A 26,387-nucleotide genomic window follows, 5' to 3' on the forward strand; every position below is an offset into this window, starting at 1 on the left:
TCATAGGCAAAGAATCATTTTTGAAGTACCCAGCGTAAAAATATCGTTTTATCACACAAATGGAAGGAAAACAGAAACAACATGTTACAAAAAATCAATCTTGAATATATTCTTTTTTTAGATATTGAAACCGTTCCGGAGGAGCCCAACTTTGAAGCTTTAAACGATGAAAAAAAAGACCTGTGGGAGCAAAAATCAAGGTATCAGCGCAAAGATGAATATACAGCAGAAGAATTTTATGAACGTGCGGGAATTTGGGCAGAGTTTGGTAAGATTATTTGTATTTCCGTGGGATACTTCCGAGTTAATGGAGATACCAAAACCTTTAGAACCACTTCTTTTCATGGCGATGAAGTAAAACTTCTTAAAGAGTTCAAAAACTTGTTGAACGGTCATTTCAGTTCACCAAAACATTTACTTTGCGGACATAATGCGAAGGAATTCGATTTTCCTTATATCGCACGAAGAATGATAATCCATGGTATTGAATTACCCTATAAACTTAATCTCTTTGGTAAAAAACCATGGGAAATTCCACATTTGGATACTATGGAACTATGGAAGTTTGGTGACTACAAGAATTTCACTTCCCTTAAATTACTTGCTAATATTTTGGGTATCCCTTCGCCTAAACAGGATATTGACGGTAGTATGGTTCGTGAGGTATATTATGAAGAAAATGACTTAGACCGCATAGTTACCTATTGCGAACTGGATGTAGTTACCACGGCTCAAGTATTTTTACGTCTTCGCGGAGATGAGTTAATTGAAGATGACCATATAAAAAGTATCTAAAAATCAGGCATTGTACTTTAATTGAATATATACAGGGAAATGATCACTATAGCCCCCCATATATTTATTACCCACATAAGTACGAAAAGGCGAGCCCATGTATTTGCCTTTAAATTCGGTCAAAAAGTGCTCGTCAAAAATATTGGCATGCGCAAAACTATGTGTTCCTTTTTCAAAATTAAGAAAACTATGAGACACCATAATCTGGTCAAAAAGCATCCAAGACCTTTTGTAATTGGCACTACCCCGTTCTGGTGTAAGCAATTTTTCCATGGGGTTGTACAGCGTTTTAGTCTCTATAAGTGATTTTACACTTTCAGATTGTGGACCATCATTAAAATCGCCCATTATAATGTAGTTGGGGTTAGCATCCTTTTCTTCAATCTTAGCCATGAAGTCAATTATAGTATTGGCCGCAATAATGCGCTTATGTTCTGTAGTAGCATTTCCGCTCCTTCTAGAAGGCCAGTGATTTACAAAAATGTGAATCTCCTCCCTATTGAGTTTTCCCTTTACATATAAAATATCTCGTGTAGTATCCCTTCTTCCATCCTCTTCATAAAGCAATAGAGCTATGGGCTCCGAGTATAAAACCTCAAAATGGTCTTTATGATAAATAAGTCCGCAGTCTATTCCTCTTTCATCCGGAGAATCATAGTGCACATAATCATACTTTATATTTTCAAGAGGTTCGGTAGCAAGAAGGTCTCTCATTACCTGCTCATTTTCGATTTCTGCTACACCTACTAATACAGGTGGACTTTGTGTTTCGGAATTCCCTATTTCAGATATGGTCTTACCCAGCTTATACAACTTTTTTTTGTACCTTCTTAAGGACCACTTTTTACGTCCTTTAGGAGTAAAATCATCATCCATAGTATCAGGGTCGTCTATGGTATCGAATAGATTTTCTAAGTTATAGAAGCTAATTGTATTTAATTGGCTTCTTTTTTTCTTTCTGAAAAATGAAAAAATCATAAATTTCTCGATTGGGATCTTAAAATTACGAAAATAGCTCGGTCAGTATTGCTTAAATTTGCATTTTAGTTTAGATATGTTAGAAAAGAAGACCATAGATCACGAAAAGGCCATATTAATTGGCATTATGAATCGTGAACAGAATGAAAATAAAGTTAACGAGTATCTTGATGAGCTTGAGTTTTTAACTTTCACCGCAGGTGGTGAGGTTGTGAAACGTTTTGTACAGCGCATGGATGTTCCCAATCCAAAGACCCTTATCGGTTCTGGTAAGATGGAAGAAGTGGAGTCATTCGTAAAAAAACACGATATAGGTTCCGTTATTTTTGATGATGAGCTCACGCCTGCACAACAAAGGAATATTGAAAAACTCTTACGTTGCAAAATTGTAGACCGTACTAGCCTAATTCTTGACATTTTTGCCCAGCGTGCGCAGACTAGTTACGCCAGAACACAAGTAGAACTGGCGCAATATGAATATTTACTGCCCCGCTTAACCGGACTTTGGACTCACCTTGAACGCCAAAGAGGTGGTATTGGTATGCGCGGACCTGGTGAAACTGAAATTGAAACGGATAGACGTATTGTTCGTGACCGTATTTCCCTGTTAAAGAAAAAACTATTGAAGATAGACCGCCAAATGGAGACCCAACGCGGTAACCGTGGTGCTCTAGTACGAGTGGCCTTGGTAGGATATACCAACGTTGGAAAGTCTACTTTAATGAATGTGATCAGTAAAAGTGAGGTCTTTGCAGAGAATAAACTTTTTGCAACCTTAGATACAACGGTACGTAAAGTGGTTTTAGGCAATTTACCTTTTCTGCTAAGTGATACGGTAGGGTTCATTCGCAAGTTACCTACTCAACTAGTGGAAAGTTTTAAAAGTACATTAGATGAGGTTCGGGAAGCCGATTTGCTACTTCATGTGGTTGATATTTCTCATCCGCAGTTTGAAGAACATATAGAATCCGTTAATAAAATTTTAGGTGAAATAGATAGCGCCGATAAGAATACTATTATGGTATTCAATAAAATAGACCAATACAAACATGCCGAAATAGACGAAGATGATTTGATCACGCAACGAACGGAAAGACATTTTACCATTGAAGAGTGGAGAAAAACCTGGATGCGACGTGTTGGGGACAAGGCATTGTTTATTTCCGCCCTTAATAAAGAGAATCTAGACGAATTCCGTAAAAGAGTTTATGACGAGGTGCGAGACATTCATGTCACCCGGTTCCCCTATAATAACTTTCTATACCCAGAACATTTAGACGAATATTAGATGATACACAAGGTAACCTTACCGTTCATCGGACATACCCAACAGCATGTATTTTTCACAACAAACCTGCATTGATTCACAACAATAATTTAGGTGGTTGCTTAAACCGCCGTAAGTTTACGGTGTAATTAAGTGATAGTATTGACCCCAAATCGCATCTTGAGCTTAACCGAAACAAGTAATGAACCCAAACCCATTACTTGACAAAAAAATAATACCAAATTGACCAAACCTACTTGATAAAAAAACCCTCTTTACAGAGGGTTTTTTTATATCTCATAATTTCCAAAATCTCAGTGAAATGCAGACAGAGATACTGTTCATCGAAGATAATGGATAACTTATATTTTTCACAACAACTCTAAGATAGTTCACAACATTAATTTAGGGAAGCGTACAAACTGACATAAGTTTACAGTGTAATTAAGTGATAGTAATGACCCCAAATCGAATCTTGAACTTAACCGAAACAAGTACGAATACCAAATCCAAACTTGACCTACGAAAAGCTTAGCATTTCAATTCAATTGGAAATTCAAATTTTTCGCGTAAACTTACTTAACAAAAAAGCCCGTCTAGACGGGCTTTTTTGTTTTCTAAAATCTAACATTTTATAAAGATTTACAATTTAAAGTGCGTTTCATCCGAGACATATTCATTTTAACGAGTTACACCACAAATTAAGATAGGTTCACAACAAAAGTTTACCAATTATAGTCTTGCCATCTACATTCGTCTTGTATTTGAAATTTAGTGTATGTCCCAAAAAATTACTTAATCAAAGGTTTGATTTATTATTTGACTGTATAACCAAGCTTAACGTATCCTACTTAACTAAAAAACGCCCCGATATAGATCGGGGCGTTTTCCATTATATATAACTTAATTTTTTTCTTAGAAAGCGTAGTTCAGACCAAAAAGGTAAAAACTCTGTAAGCTATTGTCAATACTGTCAAACGTAGGAGTTGGAGTTATTGCAGGAACTGTTGCCAAGGCATTAGCTAAAGTTTCTTGGTTGTTGTTTCTCAATCCAAATTCAAAACCTACACCAATACTTTTCCAAAGTGTGTACCCAAAAGAATTAGTCCACGTCCAGTTAGATAAATCGCTGCTCTTGTAACTCTGAAAAGTAGAGAAATTAGTTTTAAAGCTGATGGCTCCCAATTGCTTGGTATAATCCACAACTATTTTGGCACCTGTTGATGATTCGTAAGCAGCGTCATCTTTAGCAAATACAAAGTTGTAGTTTAATGGGTGAATTACGACTACCATATCAGGAATAGGAGTCCAAGTTGCACCAATACCTATGTCTAAATAACCAGGGTCATTAAAGTTGTTTATAATAGAAGAACGATATTCTCCCAAAGCCGAAATCGCGAAATTCTTGTTCAGTTTGTAACCGTATAGGGACGTAATGTTGAAAACATCAGTAGTTCCGCTGAAACCTTCCTCATCTGCCGGGTTGTTTTTGTCATCCAATTTAACCCACTGTAAATTTACGTTTGCAGAATTTTTCCAGAAAAATTTCTCCCTGTCCAAATTTGCAAAAGCATTTAATGTAACACCTATGTTTCCTGCAGAGTTATCTGGTGTTCCCTGTGAATACCAGTTGTTAAATTTAGAAACGTTGGCGCCAATTGTACCAAAAGCACCTTTTTTCCAGCCTGGAAAAGCATCGATTTGACCTTGCAGGGCATCAACTCTTCCCTGAATAGCACTAATAGAATCTTTCTTTGAAGCTTGTTCAGCTTTTAAGTCATCTATTGTCTGTCCAAAACTCACTGAAAAAGTAAGTATCGACAAAGATGTAAGCAGTAATTTTCTCATGGTTATGTGTGTTTATTAATTAGAACCACAAAAGTACTAATTGTCACTTATTTTGAGAATAAAAGTCTACTTTCTTTTATATAAGGGAACAGAAGAACATGCCTCACCATACATAAGAGATTTTACCACAGGTTGTAACTTTCCTATTATCAATACATAAGCATTAGGAGGAACCGGTTTATTGCTACACCCTTTAACAATAACCATTTTATCTTTAAATTCTGAAACATCTAAATCTTTTAGGGTTTCTGTGTATAAAAGGGTCTCTAAATCCTCTAATGAGCCTTGAATGAACTTCTTGGCATAAGGTTGAAGCTTTGTAGCCAATAACATATACGCCCAACCCGGAACAATAGCATCTGTAGAACAGTGTAAGGCAACAAAAGCATCTTGGTATCCAGACCAATCATGTTCTGCCGCCTGGGCCCTAAATTCTTTTTCTTTAAGTAGAAACCCTTCCAAAAGCCAATCAGAAATATCAAAAAGCACCCTTTTCCCCGGAAGATAATAATCCTCTAAGTTAAAGGTGATAAGTTTGCTCTCCGCAACTCTATTTACTATTTCTTCAGACATAGTTAATTCTTAAAGCAACCCTAATTCCAATTTTGCCTCCTCACTCATTAAATCTTGCGTCCATGGTGGATCAAAGGTAATTTCAACCTCTGCGTCTTTTACCACGTCTAAAGATTTCACCTTCTCTTCTACTTCAGCCGGTAGAGATTCTGCAACAGGGCAATTGGGAGAAGTAAGCGTCATTAAAATTTTAACCTCGTTATCTTCATTTACGAATACATCATAAATCAAACCCAGTTCATATATATCAACAGGAATTTCAGGGTCATAAATAGTCTTGAGTACGACTACTATTTTTTCTCCTAATTCTTGACCATCTATTGTTGTTTCTTCACTCATTTTCTTGAGATTATTTCTTTAAGAATACCGAAAACCTTTTTAATGATTTCCTTAATTTAATTGTGTTTGATATGCTATTGCGTACAACTTTAGTTGTTTGATCATACTTACCAAACCATTTGCCCGCGTAGGGGAAAGATGTTCCTTCAGACCAATTTCATCAATAAAATCAGTGTCTGCATCAATAATATCCTGTGGTTTTTGATTACTAAAAGCACGTATTAGAATAGCGATTATACCTTTTGTTATAATTGCATCGCTATCTGCTGTAAAAACCAATTTATCTTCTTCTAATTCTGCATGAACCCAAACTTTACTCTGGCAACCTTTGATAATATTATCATCGGTTTTATAATTTTCATTGATAAGTGGTAAGCTTTTCCCTAAATCTATCATGTATTCGTAGCGCTGCATCCAATCATCGAACATTGAAAATTCGTCAACTATTTCTTCCTGTATTTTCTTTATCTGCATTGTCGCTATTTTGAGCAAAAATACAATAAGTATCTATGGATTTCAACACTTTAAGAGAATGATAACGTCTACCGTTATTCTAACATACCTTTGGCTCTAATAACCGCCGCAACCAACACATCTACTTCATCCATAGTATTATAGAAACTAAAACTTGCTCTAACCGTTCCCGGGATTTTGTAGAAATCCATAATAGGTTGTGCACAATGGTGACCAGTTCTTACGGCAACGCCCAATTTGTCCAGAATAGAACCTATGTCGTAAGGATGTAGCCCTTCTATATTAAAAGAAATAACGGAAGTCTTGTTTTTTGCCGTCCCGTAAATTTTTAAACCTTCTATTTTTAGCAATTCTTTTGTAGCGTATTCAAGCAGTTCATGTTCGTATTCGGCAATAGCTTCAAAACCAATACTGTTCATATAATCTAGTGCAGCTCCAAAGGCGATGCCTCCGCAGATATTGGGCGTTCCTGCTTCAAATTTATGTGGCAAGTCTGCGTAAGTAGTTTTTTCGAAAGTCACCTCTGCAATCATTTCGCCACCTCCTTGATAAGGAGGTAATTTATTGAGCCACTCTTCTTTTCCGTACAACATACCAACTCCTGTTGGTCCACATATTTTATGTGCAGAAGCAGTGTAAAAATCTACATCTAGTTTTTGCATATCTGCTTTAATGTGTGGGGCAGCTTGTGCACCATCAATCAAGACAGCAGCGCCAACCGCATGTGCTTTATCTATAATTTCCTTGATAGGATTTATAGTTCCCAATGCATTTGAAATATGATTACAGAATACCAGTTTGGTTTTATTGGAAAGTAAATCATCGTAGACATCCATTCGCAACTCACCATCAAGATTCATAGGAATTACCTTTAAAACGGCACCCGTTCTTTCGGCCAACATTTGCCACGGCACTATGTTGGAATGATGTTCCATAGCAGAAACCAAAATTTCATCTCCTTTTTCAAGAAGCGTAGTAAATCCGTTCGCAACAATATTTATGCTGTGGGTAGTTCCCGAAGTAAATATGATTTCGTAGGATTCTTTCGCATTAAAATGCTTCTGAATTGTTTGCCGTGCTACTTCATACTTATCCGTTGCCTCTTGTGAAAGCGCATGCACTCCACGGTGTATATTGGCATTGTAATTTTGATAGTAATCTACTATAACATCTATAACCTGTTGTGGTGTTTGCGATGTAGCAGCATTGTCTAAGTATACTAAGGGTTTTCCATTAACTTCTCTTTTAAGAATAGGGAAATCTTTGCGAATTTTAGTAACGTCTATCATAGTAATTAAATTGAGCACAAAGATACCGACTATGCCTTAAATTATAGAGAAAACAAGAAGCTTTCTAATTTAGAAGTATTCTTATAAAGGAAAAACCTCCAAGAAAACTTCTTGGAGGTTTTTTAGGCTTAATAGTTTGATTTAGAATCGAAAACCGACTCCCACTTTTACAAAACCTAAATTATCTTTATTCTTATAATTGAATTCTTCTCCCTCTATTCTATCAATACTTCTAGTATAATCACATTGCACTTGTAAAAAAAATCGCTTAGTTACATCATAAGAAAGCCCTATATTAAAACTTACCCCTCCTGGTGAACGTTTCAATTCAGCAGGTTCATTAAAGGCAATTCCCTTGTTTTTAGATTCTGTAAAAGTATATCCCAATCCTACGCTAGGGTGAAGTTTTTGAATTGATGGAATAGTGAACTCAGCAAATAACTTTGGCTGAATTAACCAATGGGTTTCCGTGAAATCAAACGATTCCTCATTAACAGAGTAATTATGATTTTGTCGAAAATATCCTGTATTTATACTTGCTCCTATTTTTACTTTATTCAAATTTAAAAACCTGTATTTTAATCCTAGGTCTAAAATTGCTGGTGTATCATTTCCCAGTTCATCTCCAACGGAAATCGGGTAATTTGCTTCCACACTCCATTTCTGGTCTTGGGCGAACAAGCCCACACTTAAGAAAAATACTGAAATTGATAAAAAGTAGATTTTTTTCATAAGAACTAATAATTAATGGTTTATAATTAGTCCGTAAATCCATAAGAAAATTCGGGCAAAAAAATAACGGCACTATTAAAGTGCCGTTAAATAAATTCTATATTTTAAGATAATCTCTAGTTAAAAAAGAGCTTACAATCACTTATAAATCAAATCCAAGATTAACCCCTAACTTTTTAGCAATCAACTTATTAATACGTGTTTTTAATTCAGGTATACGTACACTTTCTAAAACGTTATTAGCAAAAGCATACATTAACAAAGCACGAGCTTCCTTTTTAGGAATACCACGAGATTGTAGGTAAAATAAAGCATCTTCATCTAACTGACCAATGGTACAACCGTGAGAACATTTTACATCATCCGCAAAAATCTCTAGCTGTGGTTTTGTGTTAATGGTGGCCTTATCGCTTACCAAAATATTATTATTCTGCTGGAAAGCATTAGTCTTTTGTGCAAGTTTTTCTACGATGATTTTACCATTAAAAACACCGGTAGAACCATCACCATAAATACCTTTATAATCTTGGTGACTTTCACAATTAGGTTCTATATGATGTACCAAGGTATGGTGATCCACATGTTGCTTATCTCCTAGAATGGTAACCCCTTTCATAGTAGAGTCTATATACTCCCCGTTTTGATAAAAATTAAGGTTGTTACGCGTCAACTTACCACCAAAAGAAAAAGTATGTATTTTAACTAGGCTCTTATCTTTCTGATCTATATAGGTATTGTCTATTAATGAAGCCGTGGCAGCATCATTCTGTATCTTATAGTAATCTACAATAGCACTTTTTGCTGCGAAAATTTCAGTCACGGCGTTAGTCAAAATCTCATTTGACGTCAAACTCTGGTGACGCTCTATAATCTGAACTTCTGCATTTTCCTCTACAATAACCAAATTCCGTGGTTGCAATAAAAGTGAAGCCTCATTACCTGTAGCGAAATGAATAATTTCAATTGGCTTTTTAGGCATCTTGTTTTTAGGAATATAAATATACGCTCCTTCTCTACTAAATGCCGTATTCAATGTGGTTAGAGACTCATCTTTAGAAGCAACTTTATTGAAATACACATCTATAACAGGCTTGTACATTGGTTTTGTAAGCGCTGCGCTCATCAAACAGATATCTACACCATCATGGGTAGTTTCCGAAAGATATGAGCTATAAATACCATCTACAAAAACAATTTTATACGAGTCTATTTCATGTAAAAAATACTTCTTTACATCTTTATACTCAAGAGTATTTTCTTCACGTGGAAAAATGCTGAAATCTATCTTTTGAAGGCTATTCAAAGAAGTATACTTCCATGCTTCCTCTTTTTTACTAGGAAAACCTTTCAGTTCAAAGTTCTTTATGGCCTCTGTTCGAACATCGTGCACGGAATGCTCTACATCAACGTTGTTCTCGAACGCCATAAATGAAGAAATCAATTTATCTTTTAAATCCATATTTTAATAAGTATTAAGTAATGAGTATTAAGTAATGAGTACTTTGTACCGATCACTTTTACTTTTTACTTCCTAAACTGCAGTTTCCTGCTTTAACCAATCGTATCCTTTTTCTTCTAGCTCTAAGGCCAATTCTTTTCCTCCCGACTTCACAATTTTACCATTGTGCAATACGTGAACAAAATCAGGAACGATATAATCCAACAAACGTTGGTAGTGTGTAATAACGATTACCGCGTTGTCTTTGCTTTTCAATTTATTAACCCCGTTTGCAACTATACGTAGGGCATCAATATCCAGACCAGAATCGGTCTCATCTAAGATGGCCAATTTAGGTTCTAACATTGCCATTTGGAAAATCTCGTTTCTTTTCTTTTCTCCACCGGAAAAACCTTGGTTTAAAGAACGAGACAAGAATTTGCGATCGATCTCTAATAACTCAGACTTTTCACGAATTAATTTCAACATGTCTTTAGCAGGCATATCTTCAAGACCCTTAGCCTTTCTAGATTCGTTAATAGCGGTTTTCATAAAGTTCGTTACCGATACTCCAGGAATCTCAACAGGGTACTGAAAAGATAAGAACACCCCTTTATGAGCACGTTCTTCAGGAGAAGCATCTTCTAAATCTTCCCCTTCTAAGGAAACACTACCTTCGGTTACTTCAAACTCTTCTTTACCGGCAATTACAGATGCCAAGGTACTTTTACCGGAACCGTTAGGACCCATTATTGCATGAACCTCACCAGCTTTTACCTCTAAGTTAATACCTCTTAATATTTCTTTGTCCTCTACACTAGCGTGTAAATTTTCTATTTTAAGCATTTTGCGAATCTTATTTATTAATCAAACTATAAACTGCATTTGGTAAGATTAACCTACCGAGCCTTCTAAACTAATTTCCAATAATTTTTGTGCTTCTACGGCAAATTCCATAGGTAGTTTATTCAGAACTTCTTTACTGAAACCGTTTACGATCAAGGCGATTGCCTTTTCTGTATCAATACCTCTTTGGTTACAATAAAAAATTTGGTCTTCACCAATTTTACTGGTGGTTGCCTCATGTTCTATTTGAGCACCTTTGTTCTTTACCTCAATATACGGAAAGGTATGTGCACCACATTCATTGCCCATTAATAGGGAATCACACTGCGAAAAGTTACGTGCATTCTCCGCACGACTATTCACCTGCACAAGACCTCTATAACTATTTTGTGATTTACCGGCCGAAATACCTTTGGATATGATAGTACTACGTGTATTTTTACCTAAATGCACCATTTTGGTACCTGTATCCGCTTGCTGATAGTTATTCGTTACAGCAATAGAATAAAACTCACCTATTGAATTATCTCCTTTTAAAATACAAGAAGGATACTTCCAAGTTACTGCAGAACCTGTTTCTACTTGTGTCCAAGAAATTTTTGCGTTTTTCTCGCACAAACCTCTTTTCGTAACGAAGTTATAAACCCCTCCTTTACCCTCTTTATTACCAGGAAACCAGTTTTGTACCGTTGAGTATTTTATTTCGGCATCATCTAAAGCAATCAACTCTACAACAGCTGCATGTAGTTGATTCTCATCTCTTGACGGTGCAGTACAACCTTCTAGATAACTCACATAGCTACCTTCATCGGCAATTACCAATGTTCTTTCAAACTGACCTGTACCTGCTTGGTTAATCCTAAAATAAGTAGAAAGCTCCATAGGGCAACGAACACCTTTTGGAATATAACAGAAACTACCATCAGAAAATACTGCTGAGTTTAAAGCTGCATAAAAATTATCTTTCTGAGGAACCACAGAACCCAAGTATTTTTTAACTAATTCCGGATGCTCTTTAATTGCTTCAGATATAGAGCAAAAAATGATTCCTTTTTCAGCTAATGTCTTTTTAAAAGTGGTTGCAACCGAAACCGAATCCATTACAATATCAACAGCAACGTTTTGTAACTTCTTCTGCTCATCTACAGAAATACCCAATTTCTTGTACATCTCTAATAACTCGGGATCTACATCATCCAATGATTTATTAGGGTTCGCTTTTTTCGGTGCCGAATAATAACTTATTGCCTGAAAATCAGGTTTCTCGTAATGAACATTTGCCCATTCTGGCTCTACCATCTCTTTCCAATGCTTAAAAGCCTCTAGACGCCAAAGTGTCATCCATTCCGGCTCTTCTTTCTTTTTAGAAATGGCGATGACGATTTCTTCACTTAATCCTATTGGAAAAGTCTCAGATTCAATATCCGTATAGAAACCGTACTCATACTCCTTGGTTTCGAGTTCCTTTTTTAGTTCTTCTTCTGTGTATGCCATTTTTTCCTTTTATACCAATTACACTAAGGCAATTGAATAATTAGTTGTTTTACTAGTTTTCGCTTATAACGAAAAACTCTCTCCGCACCCACAGGTGCGTTGTGCATTTGGGTTATTAAAAACAAAACCCTTTCCATTAAGTCCGCCAGAGTATTCCAAAGTTGTTCCCACTAAATAAAGGAAACTCTTTTTATCTACAATAATACGCACATCGTTATCTTCAAAAACCTTATCGGTTTCATCCATTTTTTTATCAAAATCTAGCTCGTAAGATAGGCCGCTACAGCCACCACTCTTGACACCTACACGAACATAGTCCGTAGAAGCGTCGAAACCTCCCTCGGTCATTAAGTCAATCACTTTCTTTTTCGCTGTCTCAGATACTTGAATCATAAGCATTTGGATTTATTCTAAATAGTTTACAAATATATAGCATTAGTAGGGTTTTACCATAAGAACTAACATTATTATAACGTATATTGAAATAAGCATTTTCTATGACCATACGGTATATTCTACTTCGTCAAAGCAATAGCATATAAACCAATAGCAATATGACTGTTTGAGTACTGTCCCTATGTGTTTTTAGAAATGATTTGTTTTAATGAAAGTGATAATTTTAAAAATTACTAAGTTGCAGCCATAGACCAAAATTTTAATAGTTTTGAAAATAAATCAAAGTTGATTTCTTATGAAGGTAACCGGTTTTTCTTTCGTTAAAAATGCCGTTTGTTTTGAATATCCCGTGATAGAATCCATTCAGTCTATTTTACCTCTCTGTAACGAGTTTGTAATTGCAATTGGCAAATGCGATGATGGCACATTAGAATTGATTCAGAGTATCGATGATAAAAAAATAAAAATTATTGAAACGGAATGGGACGATAATTTAAGAGAAGGAGGAAAAGTCTTAGCTGCTGAAACAAATAAAGCATTAGAACACATATCGGATGATACAGATTGGGCCTTTTACATTCAGGCTGATGAAGTTATTCATGAAAAAGATTTAGAAACTATTAAAAATGCTATGTTAACGTATAAGGATGACGAGCAAGTAGATGGGCTTCTATTCAAATATTTACATTTTTATGGTTCTTTTGATTATATAGGAGCCTCGTCAAATTGGTATTCGCACGAAATAAGGGTTATTAAAAATAACGCTAATATATATTCCTATAAGGATGCGCAAGGATTTAGAAAAAATGACAACGAAAAGCTTAACGTAAAATCTATAGATGCTTTTGTATACCATTATGGCTGGGTTAGAGAACCAGAGGCCATGCAAAGAAAACAATCAAATTTTGGTTCGCTCTATAGAGGTAAAGAGGAGCTAGAGAAAGCCAAAACAGTACCAAAAAAATATATCTACGAAGATAGCATACATAAAATAGCTCCTTTCAAAGGCAGTCATCCTAAAATTATCATACCACGGATAAAAAAGAAAAACTGGACATTTGACTACGAAATTTCTATGAGCCAAATAGACTTCAAAGATCGCTTTAAAAAAATCCTGAAGAATTATTTTGGTATAGACACCTATTATAAAAACTACAAGATCGTAAAGAAGTAACTAACACCAGAAGAAAGGTATTCCCTTATAAAAAAGGTCTTCAATATTAATTGTTATTATATCATAATTATCATTCTTACTTTTGCAAAATGCTAAAAGATAAAAATCAAGAACGTACGTCTTTGGAAAAATTAGGTGAGTTTGGACTCATAGACCATTTGACCAAAAATTTCGAAATAAAACATAAGTCTACCGTAAAAGGTATTGGAGACGATGCTGCCGTATTCAACCATTCGGACAAAACGGTTCTAACCACAGATTTACTAATAGAGGGAGTGCATTTTGACCTTAGCTATATGCCCCTAAAACATTTGGGTTACAAAGCAGTAATGGTCAACCTTTCCGATGTGTACGCCATGAATGCCACGGCTACCCAAATTACGGTGTCATTGGCCGTTTCAAATCGTTTTCCTTTAGAAGCTTTAGAAGAACTTTATGCAGGTATTGCACTTGCCGCAAAAGTTTTTAACGTTGATCTTATTGGCGGGGACACAACCTCTTCTACCTCCGGAATGCTAATTAGCATCACAGCAATAGGCGAGGCAAAGGAAAAGAAAATTACCTATAGAGATGGAGCTAAACCTAATGATCTTTTAGTTGTAAGTGGCGACCTAGGTGCTGCATACATGGGCTTGCAAGTTCTAGAACGTGAAAAAGAGGTTTTTAAAGTGAATCCCAATAACCAGCCCGACCTCTCGCCATACTCTTATATAGTTGAAAGACAATTGAAGCCCGAAGCGCGAAAAGACATCGTTGAACTGTTGAAAGACCTAGAGGTTCAACCTACAGCTATGATCGATATTAGCGACGGACTTTCTTCTGAAATTCTTCATCTCTGTAAAAACAGTAAGGTTGGTTGTAATCTATTTGAGGAGAAAATTCCCTTAGACCCGACTGTAATTTCTTCTTGTGAGGAGTTCAATGTAGACAGTACTATGGTAGCCCTTAGCGGTGGCGAGGATTATGAGTTACTTTTTACCATTACCCAAAACGATTTCGATAAAATTAAAGGCAACCCCAGCTTAACCGTAATTGGTCATATGGCCGATGAAAGCGAAGGCGCACATTTGGTTACAAGGGGAAATACCAAAATAGAATTGACCGCTCAAGGTTGGAATTCTTTCAAAAATAACGACTAAGGTTGTCATATGAGAAAACATAGAAGAACTAAAAAACTGATTTTAAGGCTTTCCGTATTTGCCGTAGTTTTTCTATTCTTTTATGCGTGTGCCTCGGTGCCCAAACTTTCCGATGAAACAAAAAGTATGATCAACCAGGTTATGCGAGAACCTATTCCTGAAATGATTACAGGCAGAACAGGCTACGCCATTTCTAATGGCTGGAAGATTTGGTACGAAAGTATTCCGCCAATGATTACTAAAAAAGGGACTATTATCTTAGTTATGGGAGCAGCAAATGATGCTTTGAGCTGGCCTCCTAGTTTTATTTCAAAATTTACGGATGCTGGCTATGAAGTTATACGTTATGACCATAGAGGTACAGGACTGACCGAACGTCTAAAAAAGACAGATAAAGAATATGCACTTGAGGATATGGCGGAAGATCCTATTGCTATTCTTGACAGTCTAAACATTAAAAAGGCACACATTATTGGAGTTTCCATGGGCGGTATGATTTCTCAGATCGCTACTATTACTAATGAAAATAGATTTGAAAGTCTTACTTCAATAATGTCTTCCGGAGATATTTTCGATACTTCCTTGCCAAACCCTTCACCGGATGTTTTACCGCAAATGATCAGTGCCGTATTAAAATATGGCATTTTTGGAGGCAAGAAAAGTCAAATTAAACTTCAATTTGTGCATAAGCGGATTCTAATGGGTGAGGCTACCGGAAATATAACTAGCAAACCTCTTGCTGAAGCCTCTCTGTACAATTTAAAAAAGAGAGATGGTTATCATTTCATTGCCGGAAGGCAACATCAAAAAGCAATGGAATCTGCAAAGGCAAGATATGACGCGCTTTCAAAACTAAAAGTACCTGTGCTTGTAATTCATGGCAAGCAAGACCCTGTCATTCCTTTTGAACATGGCATGAAAATGGCATCTGTAATCAAGAATGTAGATAGTTTGTGGGTAGATAACATGGGGCACGATCTACCCAATGCACAAATTGATGCTATTAGCACAAAAATACTAGATATTATAGATGGGAATAATTTGCAATAGACCGATACTATACTATTTGCAGGTGTTTTCCAGAAGTAAAAAACAAAAAATTCCCGAAAAAAAAGGACATACCTAACTTATACTGTTGTGGGGCGAACGACAGTGGAGAACGAGGCTGTTTCCTAAATTTCCGGAAATAAGTTTAAAATTCCAAGACCGTTAAGGGCTTAAAATTTCGGTGCCAAAGCATAGTTAGGCGGCATGCTCTGCTGCCCTATGTCTTTTCTGAAATATATTTTCTAGTGTTTTGTTAATATCCTGCAGTTCTGGAGTAAGCGTTGAAAGATTTCCACTAACATCTGTTGTCACTTGCTTTTGACAATGAATACATTTATACTCTTTGATGTGGTGGGTTACTTTTTTTGACACTGTGTAGTGATGTCCGAATAAACTGCAAAAAAATCTCTTCATGGTTGTAGGTTTAATACGCATCATCAGTCTTTGGGAAACTGCTTACTGCAAAAAATTTGGGTCTAATCTTAAGAATGTTTTTTAGGCATTCTTTTACTTGAACGCCATCCTATCTTTTTTTATTGGATGCCGTCCCGTCATTGTATCGTTTTTTCGATGAACTACATTTTATTCGATGAATAACACTTTAAAATCGGTCATTCTTGCATTTGTTATCATATGAATTTGCGGTATCTTTCCGTGATTTTATCAGTATAAAAACAATTTCGGGACATTTGGGGTGTAGTTTATCGATTTCGATGAACAACCTCTCATATTTTCGATGAAATACTAAATCCTATATAATAGGTAGTAATCATTTTCCGCCAATAATTTCAATTCATGTTCATCCTAAATAAGGAAACCAGAGAAGTTTTAGTTACAGCATTCGCCCTGTTCTCATTATTCTTTGGTGCGGGCAATCTTATACTACCCCCATTGCTAGGTAATAAGTCCGGTGACTTATGGTGGCTTGTGGCACTGGGTTTCTGTTCCTCTGCTGTACTTATTCCCATAATGGGTATAATGGCCCATGCCAAACTACAAGGAACAATATTTGATTTTGGAAAGAAAGTGTCTCCCACTTTTAGCCTTATCTACTCCTTACTCATTTACGCCATCTCCATCAGTCTGCCTTCTCCACGAACGGCAGCGGTTACACACGAAATGGCTATTCAGCCTTTTTTTGACTCGCCGCCTCTTTTAACCAGTATTATATATTTTGCGTTGGTCTTCGTATTCGTCATTAACCGGTCTCAGATTTTGAATATTCTTGGAAAACTTTTGACCCCCGCCATTATTCTTATTTTGTTCCTTATAATAGGTACGGCATTATTTTCTTATGATTTTACCTTTAGCGAAACCGCATTTCACAATCCATTGTCCGAAGGTATCCTTGAAGGCTATCAGACTTTTGATGCCATAGGTGCTGTTGTGGTAGGTGGAGTAATAATTATTTCGATTAACCTGAAGAAAAAGGAAGCTACCTACAAAGAAAAAAAGATTTTGATAAAACGTGCAGGTTGGTTGGCAGGCTTGAGCCTCTTTCTTATTTATGCAGGACTTATAGTTACCGGCGCAATTATGCACGGTGAATTTAGTGCAGATATTTCAAGAACAGCCTTACTTAGTGGTATTAGCACAAAAACCTTGGGAGGAACGGCCAATCTATTCTTAAGTATATTAGTAAGTCTAGCTTGCTTTACGACTGCTGTGGGTATAGTTACCGGAACGGCGGATTTTATAAAATATAGATTTCACGATTCCCAACCAGTATATTTAACAACAGCCATATTGGGTTGTATTCTAGGGATAGTGATGGGGCAATTCAATGTAGGGTATATTATTGCAGTAGCTTTGCCGGCGCTTATGTTTATTTATCCTATTACGATTGCACTTATTCTTTTAAATATAGTTCCAGATAAATTTGCTTCTGAGAAGGTGTTTAGAGCGGTGGTCATTACTACCATAATTTTTAGTGTCCCAGATTTTTTAGGAAGTATCGGTTTTACCGAGGCCTTATCTGAAGTTCAAGGCTATATTCCATTAAGCAGTTACAGCTTGGGGTGGGTATTACCGGCAGGGGTGGTTTTTGTAATCATGAATTTACTTCATAAAAAGCAATCCTAAAACTACCACTGCCAGTTATCCCTTTTCAAATTAAAATCAAAAAAACTATTCTACTATTTCCGGAGATAGTGCTTTGTAAACAAGTCCTGCCAATGCAGCACCAACAATTGGCGCTACCCAAAACAACCAAAGTTCGCCCAATGCCCAATCGCCAACAAATAAAGCCTGACTTGTACTACGAGCAGGGTTTACAGATGTATTGGTAACCGGTATACTGATTAAATGTATCAGAGTTAGACACAGACCAATGGCCAAACCGGCAAAACCTCCCGGAGCCTTTGTATATGTTGATCCAAGAATTACGAACAAAAAGATAAAGGTCATTACAACCTCACAGACCAAAGCTGCCATCATACTGTAACCGCCCGGCGAATGTTCTCCATATCCGTTGGCTGCAAATCCACCTAATTCAAATCCAGGTTGCCCAGAAGCAATGACATATAAAATACCTGCACCGGCTATACCGCCCAATACTTGAGCTATTATGTAAGGAACTAATTCCTTGCCATCAAAACGGCCGCCAACCCAAAGACCAATGGATACTGCCGGGTTCAAGTGACAACCTGAAATATGACCTATGGCATAAGCCATGGTAACGACGGTTAGACCAAATGCAAGTGCTACACCTACAAAGCCAATACCTAGTTCAGGAAAACCTGCAGCCAGTACTGCACTTCCACATCCCCCTAGAACTAGCCAAAGGGTACCGATAAATTCTGCTACTAATTTCTTCATTTTGAAATATTTAGTTAATGGTTATAAAAAAATATGTCAGGAAGGTAACAAAATTTTAAGGTTTATTTTGTAAGTAACCACTTACTTATTCATTAATTCTTCTATTTCATCCACTTCAATTGGGATATTGGCCATTAAATTAAAGGGCTCACCCTTTTTTTGAATAACCACATCATCTTCTATACGTATACCCATTTTTTCTTCTGGAATATAGATTCCCGGTTCTACGGTGAACACCATATTCGCCTTCATTGGTTTTTTTAATTCTCCGTAATCGTGAGTATTTAATCCAATATGGTGACTCGTACCATGCATAAAGTATTTTTTATAAGCTGGCCATTCTTTATTTTCGTTTTGAACATCGGCCTTATCCAATAGACCCAAACCTAAAAGTTCCGAAGTCATTAGCTTTCCACATTCTACATGATAGTCCGCCCAAATTGTTCCCGGTACTAGCATTTTAGTCGCTTCGTTTTTTACGCGAAGAACTGCTTCATAAACCTCCTTTTGTCGTGGTGTAAATTTTCCGTTTACGGGAATAGTCCTTGTTAGATCAGACGAGTAGTTCGCGTATTCCGCAGCGGTATCCATCAAAATTAAATCACCACTTTTACACTGCTGGTTGTTTTCTACATAATGCAGAACATTGGCATTATTACCGGACGCTATTATTGGTGAATATGCAAAACCTTTAGAGCGGTTACGAATAAATTCATGCAACAATTCTGCCTCTATTTCATATTCCCACACCCCGGGTTTAGTGAAACTCAGTACACGACGGAAACCTTTGTCCGTGATGTTACAGGCTTCCTGCATCAGTTCTATTTCCTCTGGTTCCTTAACTCCTCGTATTTTTTGCAAAATAGGATTGCTCTTAGCCACTTTATGTGCAGGGAATTTATGCTTACAATCAATAATAAAACGGTCCTCACGTGTTTGAGTTTCTACCGATTGCCTGTAATGTTCATTTGTATTAAAGTAAATGGTTTCGGCTTCCGTCATTAAATCAAAAAACACCTTGTCAAAGTCCTGTAGCCAGTAAATAGTTTCAATACCGGATACTTCAGTTGCTTTCTCTTTGGTAAGTTTCTCTCCTTCCCAAACAGCAATATGGTCATTGGTTTCCCTTACAAATAATACTTCGCGATGCTTTTCTGCTAACGCATCGGGAAATAATACCAAAATCGTTTCTTCTTGATCGGCACCACTTAAATAAAAGAGATCTCTATGTTGTTCAAAAGGCAATGTGCTGTCTGCCCCTATAGGATAAATATCATTAGAATTGAATACTGCAATGCTTTTTGGCTGCATTGCTGCCATAAATTTCTTTCTATTTTTTGTAAATAGACTGTTCTTGATTTGCTCGTACTTCATATCAATCTTGAATTTCATCAAAATTAGTGATTTACGACAATCCACAAATGGTAAGACCCCAAAGGTTTGTTAAAACCGTTGGGGTCCCTAATTAAAGTTGGTTATATTACTTGTAAAGTGTTAGCGCCTTTTTTAAATTGGCAACAAACAATATCTTGTTCAGTACAATATCCTGGTTTCTAAAGATGTGGTACAGTTTTTAATTTGAATAAATTAACAAAATATTAAGTTAAGGCGCAATATAATCTGTCATTATTACCTTTTTTGATGTCAACTGATGACATATCAACTACAAACCGTAGTATAATTGGTAATTTCCGCTCTACCACAATCTATATATAGTGCCGTTTTACTAACTTTCGTGTTAAAGAAAACCGAATTTTCATGAAATTTATCAGTCTTCCTAGCCTTCTCCTTTTTTGTGCCATTAGTTTCGGTCAGATACAATCTACATCCGCAGAACGTATTCAAAACGCACTTCAGCTCAAACAGCAAATGACCTCCGAATCTTTAGTGAAGAATATAAAATTGAAAAATATTGGCCCATCAGTAATGAGTGGGAGAGTTGTAGATTTAGATGTAAATCCAGACAATCCTATAGAATTTTATGTAGCCTATGCCAGTGGTGGGTTATGGTATACCAACAACAATGGTACTTCATTCTCTCCAATTATGGACTCTTCGGAAACGCAAAACATTGGCGATATTGCGGTGCACTGGAAAACAAGAACGCTTTGGGTAGGTACAGGAGAGAATAATTCCTCTAGGTCTTCCTATGCAGGCATTGGTATTTTAAAATCTACCGACCAGGGTAAAACTTGGCAAAATATGGGATTACGGGATTCACAGCATATTGGTCGTATTCTTATAAACAATGATAATCCTAATGAATTGGTAATTGGTGTCACAGGACATCTATATTCTGCGAATACGGAACGGGGTGTCTACAGAACAATAGATGGCGGTAAAACTTGGAAACAAACTTTATTTATTAGTGACACTGCCGGAATAATTGATGTTTCTCAAGCACCTGGTAACTTTAAAATCCTTTATGCCACTGCATGGGAAAAAAACAGAAAAGCATGGGATTTTTTAGGTAACGGCAATGATTCTGGTATCTATAAGAGTGTGGATGGAGGAAGTTCCTGGAAAAAAATATCCAATGATTCAAGTGGTTTCCCTACCAGTTATGGTGTAGGCAGAATTGGTTTAACGGTCTTTGATGAGAATACCGTTTACGCTCTTCTTGATAATCAAGACCACCGTGAAAAATCTGAAGATTCAGAAGAGAAGTCCAATGAATTGACCAAAGAAGATTTTAAAGCGATGTCAGAAGCTGATTTTCTTAAACTTGATGACAAGAAGCTCAATGCTTTTCTCAAAACCAATAATTTTCAAGAAAAATATCGTGCAGAAAACATAAAGCAAATGATACGCAGTGGTGTGGCAAAACCCATTGATCTTACCAAATATCTAGAAAATGCAAATACCTCGTTATTCAACACGCCGGTTATTGGAGCCGAAGTTTACCGAAGTAACGATGGCGGCAAAACATGGCAAAAACAGAATGAAAATTATATAGACGGACTTTATTATAGTTACGGTTATTACTTTGGTGAAATACGCGTGGACCCTAGTGATGTAGATAAAATATATTTAGGCGGCGTGCCCATTATAAAATCTGCGGATGGAGGTAAAACATACGTATCTATTAATGGCAAAAATGTTCATGCCGATCATCATGCACTATGGATAAACCCAAAAAAACCAGGTCATTTAATTAATGGCAATGACGGTGGAATCAACATCTCCTATGACGATGGTACCCATTGGATTAAAAACAACTCGCCTACCGTTGGTCAGTTTTATGCCATAAATGTAGATAACCAAGAACCGTATCATGTATATGGAGGCTTACAGGACAATGGCGTTTGGGAAGGACCTCATAATGCCGAAGAAAATAGCAAATGGCATCAAACAGGAAACTACCCTTGGAAAATGCTTATGGGTGGTGACGGCATGCAAATTGAAATTGATAATCGCAATCATAATACGGTTTATACAGGATATCAATTTGGCAACTATTATCGTATTGATAAAAACACGGGGAAAAGACACTACATCCAACCCAAACACGAACTAGGAGAAGCTCCATATAGATTTAATTGGCAAACCCCTATTTTGCTTTCGTCACATAACCAAGACATTCTGTATTTAGGCGGTAATAAATTACACCGATCCATGAACCAAGGTGATGATTGGGAAGTCATTTCTCCAGACTTGACACATGGCGGACAAAAAGGCAACGTAGCTTACGGTACGCTTACAACCCTATCAGAATCTCCTTTTACCTTTGGTTTATTATATACAGGAAGTGATGATGGCCTCGTAAATATTAGCAAGGATGGCGGAGCTCATTGGGAAAATATTTCTAATAATATTGACTTTTCTGAATTCGTAGCCCTTAAGAATATTCAAAAAAAGGCGAATCTTTGGGTGAGCAGAATTGTAGCTTCCAAACACAAAAAAGAACGCGTTTATATTGCTCTAAACGGGTATCGTTGGGATGATTTTACACCCTATATTTTTAAAAGCGATGATTACGGTAAAACCTGGACCACTATATCTGCAGGCATTCCTGCATCGCCTGTTAATGTAATTATTGAGGACCCTGAAAACGAGAATCTTATTTTTGTTGGCACGGACAATGGCCTTTATACCTCTTTTGATCAAGGTGCTACTTGGGAAAGCTTTCAAAACGGAATGCCTAATGTGGCAGTTCACGATTTGGTTATTCAACCAGAAGCGAAACACCTTTTAATAGGCACCCATGGGCGCAGTATCTACAAAGCCGATATTTCAGCATTACAAAAAATGACATCAAAACTGCTTGCTAAAGCTATTCATATTTTTAAATTGGATGATATAAAACACTCCGAAAACTGGGGAAATCCTGCTAGTGCTTGGACAAAAGCCAATACACCTGGCCTTGATATCACTTTTTATAGTGCCCAACCAAATTCTTATGAGGCCGTCATTAAATCGGATGAAGGTATTATAGTAAGTGAAACCGAACTCAAAGCTGACAAAGGATTAAACGTACTTTCATACGATTTGTCCTTTACAGATAGTGGAAAAGCAGCTTATGAAAAAAAGAATAAAACTGATTTAAAATCAGCAAAAGACGGAAAGACTTATTTAACAAAAGGCACTTATACAGTTCACTTAAAAGGGAAAGGAAACCAATCTGAAGTATCTTTCACTATTGAATAATTAAGACAATATTAAACAAAAAGAGAGCCCCGATTTAGGGCTTTCTTTTTAAGTAGGTTTTTTTGATTTTCCGGTGGGGACCGGTATGTTTTTGTAAGCTCTGTAGGTTAAGTAGCGGACTTGGGGTTCGTTACTTGTTTCGGTTAAGTCCTAGAGTAGATTTGGGGTCGTTACTATCACTTAATTACACGGTAAACTTACGGCTGTTTAGTCTCTTACCTAAATTATTGTTGTGAACCAAAGCGAGTCTGTTGTGAAAAATATGAATGGTTCATTTTATCGATAAAATGCTATACAGAAATTAATTTGCTTGATTTCTTCTACGATATAGATTTACTATACAGTTCTTCTAAATCAATCTTAAATACAATTTTAACATTTTTAACGCGTTCAAATATTTCTAAACCATAAACCAACCACCATGAAAGTTATTTTTAGAAATGCTTTGTTCGCAGCATTATTAATAGCAGCTTCTTGCGGAAAAGATTCCGTAGAAAATTCTGTTGAACAAATAGAACAAGAGCAGCTGGAGCAAGAACAGGAAGAATTACAACAAGCTGAGCAAACACCTTTGGATGCCGATATGGTTTTTGCCAATGTTATCATTGAAGGCGGAACAAAAAATGACGGGATGCCTCCTGTGCCCAATGAAGCCATAGCGGTTGATTTGTCCGAAACATCCAAATCTGCTTTTTTAGGCGAAGGATTTAACATTTCTCTAAATTCAGAAGCCGAAATTGTGGGCGCTTATATTCAATTTAAAAACTCCGATGGAACACGTGCCGATGGTTATTATGATATAGACATTAATGAGAATGATATTAGCGGAAAGAAAATTAGCAAAGCTAAAAAGAAGTCCTTGTTTTCTAATACTTTCAAATCAGAGGTTGACAAAATAATTGATATAAGTTTCAATACGGAAATAGAACCAGGTACATTCTGTTATGAAATTTGTATCTATGATGCCGTAGGAAATATAAGTGCTCCTACTGAAGTTTGCCTAACAGTAGAAAGTTGGGGAGGTTCTAGTGAAGCTATTGGCGAATGGACTTTGGTAAAAGAAGAAATTAGTGAAGATGATGGCAGTGTTAGAACGGCTTTGCCAGAGGAGGAAAGCTGTGATCAAGTAGATTCTATATCATGTGACGATGGTAATACATTTCAAAGTTCTAGAAATTGTATTACCATAAACAAAGAAAACCTAACGATAAATGCAGATGGAACTTATGTCTATGAATATGATGATGATTATAAATATTTAATTTCCAATGATTCTGCAGCTAACTGTGAAGCTGTTTTTAGTGAAAACTCTTTGAATCTTATTAGCAAAGGTAAATGGGCAACGAGGACCGAAGATAACAGTTTGGTTTTTATAGAGTTTGAATATTCAGAGGGAGAGGAGGAATTGGAAATATATGAAGAAGGATATACCGATAGGCTTTTTGACGATGGAGCAATACTTAATGGAAATAGTCTTATTGGTAGCATGGATAAATATAAAATTTTCTTAGAAAAATAAAATCTACCAAAATTCATAAAAACAACCCTCTATATAGATTAGAGGGTTCTTTATTTGTAAAATTTGCCGAATTAACTTCTCTCAAGGATAAATGCCTAACAAGTATATAATAAAAAAAGAGCCCCGAATCGGGGCTCTTTTTTTAAGTAGGTTTTTTTGATTTTCCGGTGGGGACCGGTGTGTTTTTATAAGCTTCAGTAGGTTAAGTAGCGGACTTGGGAATCGTTACTTGTTTCGGTTAAGTACTAGAATAGATTTGGGGTCGTTACTATCACTTAATTACACTGTAAACTTACGGCTGTTTACTCTTCTATCTAAAATATTGTTGTGAACCTGCTCCCCTCTGTTGTGAAAAATACGAGTGGTTAATTTCATCGACAAAATGCGATGTTTCGAAATAAAAAAAGCCCTCGCAAACTGCAAGGGCTTCAAATTAATCTCTATATATTTCGCAATGTATCTTATGCGTGCTGCTCTTCGTGCTTACCTTCTTTTATTTCTTCAATCAATTTAGAATTAAAGGCAGGTAAGTCATTCGGGTTTCTACTTGTTACGAAACCTTGGTCTACTACTACTTCTTCATTTACCCAGTTGGCTCCGGCGTTGACTAAGTCATCTTTAATAGAGTTAAAACTGGTCATTTTACGCCCTTTAACAACGTCTGCGCTAATTAGCGTCCAAGCCGCATGACATATGGCCGCTACGGGCTTCTCTTGTTTAAAGAAATCTCTAACAAAAGTTAATACTTTTTCTTCTCTTCTTAGCTTATCAGGATTAATTACTCCACCTGGTAACATCAATGCATTATAATCTTCGGCAGTTACCTCGTTAATAGTTTTATCTACTTTATAGGAGTTGGACCAATTACCATCTGCCCATCCTTTAATTTCTCCTGATTCCAAACTTACGATATCTACTTGAAAGCCTTCTTTTTCCATTGCTTCCTTAGGAGATTTTAATTCGCTTTCTTCAAATCCATTTGTAGCTAAAATTGCTATCCTCTTCATATATCTTATATTTTAAATGATTATTAATTTATTTCACTTGCAATATAACCTCAACATACGGAACTCTTTGACGGTAAACCTGATGATTTTTGCTCTATCCCTGTGCTTGTAGTAAATGGGCAATCACTTCTGCCAAGCATCTATCTAATTCTTTCTTTACCTCAGTTTCCCAAAAACGAAACACTTTATACCCCAAGCGTTCTAACTCTGCATTGACTTCTTCATCACGCTGCATGTTCCGTTCTATTTTCGCAATCCAGAATTCACGGTTGGTCTTTACTTTGGGTTTTCGTTCTTCCCAATTATGGCCGTGCCAATATTCGCCATCTATAAATATGACGGTCTTATACTTTTTTAATGCGATATCAGGTTTACCGATCAGTTTTTTATAATCGATTCTATACCGATAGCCAGCTGCGTAGAGCGCTTTGCGAAAAGCAAGTTCAGGCTTGGTATTCTTCCCTCTTATCTTGCTCATGATCTTAGAGCGTTTAGGGGTAGTGTAGAATCCCGATTCTTCATTGAATCGTGGTACTTTAATTCGCTCTTTAGAATAGTCTTTTGACAT

24 protein-coding genes are annotated in these 26,387 nt (G+C 36.5%); 8 read left to right on the top strand and 16 right to left on the bottom strand.

Features of this window, described 5'->3' with window-relative positions:
• Positions 1 to 81: 81 nt before the first annotated feature.
• A complete protein-coding gene (locus tag KO521_RS15700) occupies positions 82 to 795 on the top strand; it encodes a 3'-5' exonuclease (protein WP_215940861.1) in 714 nt (237 codons plus the stop codon).
• Positions 796 to 798: 3 nt separating this feature from the next.
• Here the strand turns inward: KO521_RS15700 and KO521_RS15705 are convergent, their stop codons facing one another.
• A complete protein-coding gene (locus KO521_RS15705; RefSeq protein WP_215940862.1) occupies positions 799 to 1,773 on the bottom strand; it encodes an endonuclease in 975 nt (324 codons plus the stop codon).
• Positions 1,774 to 1,849: 76 nt separating this feature from the next.
• Between KO521_RS15705 and hflX the strand changes: the two genes are divergently transcribed.
• Entirely contained in the window at positions 1,850 to 3,061 is a 1,212-nt protein-coding gene (gene hflX, locus KO521_RS15710; protein ID WP_215940863.1) for a GTPase HflX, read from the top strand.
• A gap of 894 nt (positions 3,062 to 3,955) precedes the next feature.
• On the opposite strand, the gene KO521_RS15715 is transcribed toward hflX, so the two are convergent.
• The 10 genes from KO521_RS15715 to KO521_RS15760 form a co-directional block, all read right to left on the bottom strand.
• Positions 3,956 to 4,888, bottom strand: a complete 933-nt coding sequence (locus KO521_RS15715; protein ID WP_215940864.1) for a DUF3078 domain-containing protein — start codon at positions 4,886 to 4,888, stop codon at positions 3,956 to 3,958.
• Between the two features lie 66 nt (positions 4,889 to 4,954).
• On the bottom strand, positions 4,955 to 5,461 hold the full coding sequence (locus KO521_RS15720) for a DUF2480 family protein (protein ID WP_215940865.1): 507 nt from the start codon (positions 5,459 to 5,461) through the stop codon (positions 4,955 to 4,957).
• 9 nt (positions 5,462 to 5,470) lie between these two features.
• The gene (locus KO521_RS15725) at positions 5,471 to 5,800 is read right to left on the bottom strand and encodes an SUF system Fe-S cluster assembly protein (protein WP_215940866.1); all 330 of its coding nucleotides are present in this window, start codon (positions 5,798 to 5,800) and stop codon (positions 5,471 to 5,473) included.
• Positions 5,801 to 5,851: 51 nt separating this feature from the next.
• Positions 5,852 to 6,274 carry a SufE family protein gene (locus tag KO521_RS15730; RefSeq protein WP_215940867.1) on the bottom strand — a complete coding sequence of 141 codons (423 nt, stop codon included), beginning with the start codon at positions 6,272 to 6,274 and terminating at the stop codon, positions 5,852 to 5,854.
• A 74-nt stretch (positions 6,275 to 6,348) separates the two neighbouring features.
• Positions 6,349 to 7,563 carry an aminotransferase class V-fold PLP-dependent enzyme gene (locus tag KO521_RS15735; protein WP_252730087.1) on the bottom strand — a complete coding sequence of 405 codons (1,215 nt, stop codon included), beginning with the start codon at positions 7,561 to 7,563 and terminating at the stop codon, positions 6,349 to 6,351.
• Positions 7,564 to 7,704: 141 nt separating this feature from the next.
• The gene (locus KO521_RS15740; protein ID WP_215940868.1) at positions 7,705 to 8,295 is read right to left on the bottom strand and encodes an outer membrane beta-barrel protein; all 591 of its coding nucleotides are present in this window, start codon (positions 8,293 to 8,295) and stop codon (positions 7,705 to 7,707) included.
• Between the two features lie 142 nt (positions 8,296 to 8,437).
• Positions 8,438 to 9,754: a Fe-S cluster assembly protein SufD gene (gene sufD / locus KO521_RS15745; RefSeq protein WP_215940869.1), complete on the bottom strand. Its 1,317-nt coding sequence runs from the start codon at positions 9,752 to 9,754 to the stop codon at positions 8,438 to 8,440.
• 72 nt (positions 9,755 to 9,826) lie between these two features.
• Positions 9,827 to 10,579, bottom strand: coding sequence for a Fe-S cluster assembly ATPase SufC (gene sufC / locus KO521_RS15750; protein ID WP_215940870.1), 753 nt, complete (start codon positions 10,577 to 10,579; stop codon positions 9,827 to 9,829).
• A 48-nt stretch (positions 10,580 to 10,627) separates the two neighbouring features.
• Positions 10,628 to 12,073 (bottom strand): Fe-S cluster assembly protein SufB, encoded by a 1,446-nt coding sequence (gene sufB, locus KO521_RS15755; RefSeq protein ID WP_215940871.1) that lies wholly within the window; start codon positions 12,071 to 12,073, stop codon positions 10,628 to 10,630.
• A gap of 63 nt (positions 12,074 to 12,136) precedes the next feature.
• Entirely contained in the window at positions 12,137 to 12,466 is a 330-nt protein-coding gene (locus KO521_RS15760; RefSeq protein WP_215940872.1) for a HesB/IscA family protein, read from the bottom strand.
• Positions 12,467 to 12,764: 298 nt separating this feature from the next.
• Here KO521_RS15760 and KO521_RS15765 point away from each other — a divergent pair, with 298 nt between their 5' ends.
• From KO521_RS15765 to KO521_RS15775, 3 genes are all read left to right on the top strand, one after another.
• Positions 12,765 to 13,643, top strand: coding sequence for a glycosyltransferase family 2 protein (locus tag KO521_RS15765; RefSeq protein WP_215940873.1), 879 nt, complete (start codon positions 12,765 to 12,767; stop codon positions 13,641 to 13,643).
• 89 nt (positions 13,644 to 13,732) lie between these two features.
• The gene (gene thiL, locus KO521_RS15770; RefSeq protein WP_215940874.1) at positions 13,733 to 14,782 is read left to right on the top strand and encodes a thiamine-phosphate kinase; all 1,050 of its coding nucleotides are present in this window, start codon (positions 13,733 to 13,735) and stop codon (positions 14,780 to 14,782) included.
• A gap of 9 nt (positions 14,783 to 14,791) precedes the next feature.
• A complete protein-coding gene (locus tag KO521_RS15775; RefSeq protein WP_215940875.1) occupies positions 14,792 to 15,832 on the top strand; it encodes an alpha/beta fold hydrolase in 1,041 nt (346 codons plus the stop codon).
• Between the two features lie 192 nt (positions 15,833 to 16,024).
• Here KO521_RS15775 and KO521_RS15780 read toward each other — a convergent pair whose 3' ends face one another.
• Positions 16,025 to 16,243 carry a hypothetical protein gene (locus KO521_RS15780; protein ID WP_215940876.1) on the bottom strand — a complete coding sequence of 73 codons (219 nt, stop codon included), beginning with the start codon at positions 16,241 to 16,243 and terminating at the stop codon, positions 16,025 to 16,027.
• A 381-nt stretch (positions 16,244 to 16,624) separates the two neighbouring features.
• Here KO521_RS15780 and brnQ point away from each other — a divergent pair, with 381 nt between their 5' ends.
• A complete protein-coding gene (brnQ, locus tag KO521_RS15785) occupies positions 16,625 to 17,911 on the top strand; it encodes a branched-chain amino acid transport system II carrier protein (protein WP_215940877.1) in 1,287 nt (428 codons plus the stop codon).
• 45 nt (positions 17,912 to 17,956) lie between these two features.
• On the opposite strand, the gene aqpZ is transcribed toward brnQ, so the two are convergent.
• On the bottom strand, positions 17,957 to 18,646 hold the full coding sequence (aqpZ, locus tag KO521_RS15790) for an aquaporin Z (RefSeq protein WP_215940878.1): 690 nt from the start codon (positions 18,644 to 18,646) through the stop codon (positions 17,957 to 17,959).
• Positions 18,647 to 18,727: 81 nt separating this feature from the next.
• Positions 18,728 to 20,020 carry an aminopeptidase P family protein gene (locus KO521_RS15795; RefSeq protein WP_215941560.1) on the bottom strand — a complete coding sequence of 431 codons (1,293 nt, stop codon included), beginning with the start codon at positions 20,018 to 20,020 and terminating at the stop codon, positions 18,728 to 18,730.
• Between the two features lie 384 nt (positions 20,021 to 20,404).
• Here KO521_RS15795 and KO521_RS15800 point away from each other — a divergent pair, with 384 nt between their 5' ends.
• Positions 20,405 to 23,293, top strand: a complete 2,889-nt coding sequence (locus tag KO521_RS15800; protein WP_215940879.1) for a VPS10 domain-containing protein — start codon at positions 20,405 to 20,407, stop codon at positions 23,291 to 23,293.
• A gap of 421 nt (positions 23,294 to 23,714) precedes the next feature.
• Positions 23,715 to 24,812: a hypothetical protein gene (locus KO521_RS15805; protein WP_215940880.1), complete on the top strand. Its 1,098-nt coding sequence runs from the start codon at positions 23,715 to 23,717 to the stop codon at positions 24,810 to 24,812.
• A 461-nt stretch (positions 24,813 to 25,273) separates the two neighbouring features.
• On the opposite strand, the gene KO521_RS15810 is transcribed toward KO521_RS15805, so the two are convergent.
• Positions 25,274 to 25,819, bottom strand: coding sequence for a type 1 glutamine amidotransferase domain-containing protein (locus KO521_RS15810; protein ID WP_215940881.1), 546 nt, complete (start codon positions 25,817 to 25,819; stop codon positions 25,274 to 25,276).
• 94 nt (positions 25,820 to 25,913) lie between these two features.
• On the bottom strand, positions 25,914 to 26,387 hold the full coding sequence (locus tag KO521_RS15815) for a very short patch repair endonuclease (RefSeq protein ID WP_215940882.1): 474 nt from the start codon (positions 26,385 to 26,387) through the stop codon (positions 25,914 to 25,916).

It is taken from the genome of Zobellia uliginosa, from assembly GCF_018860745.1.
GTDB classification, from domain to species: domain Bacteria; phylum Bacteroidota; class Bacteroidia; order Flavobacteriales; family Flavobacteriaceae; genus Zobellia; species Zobellia uliginosa_B.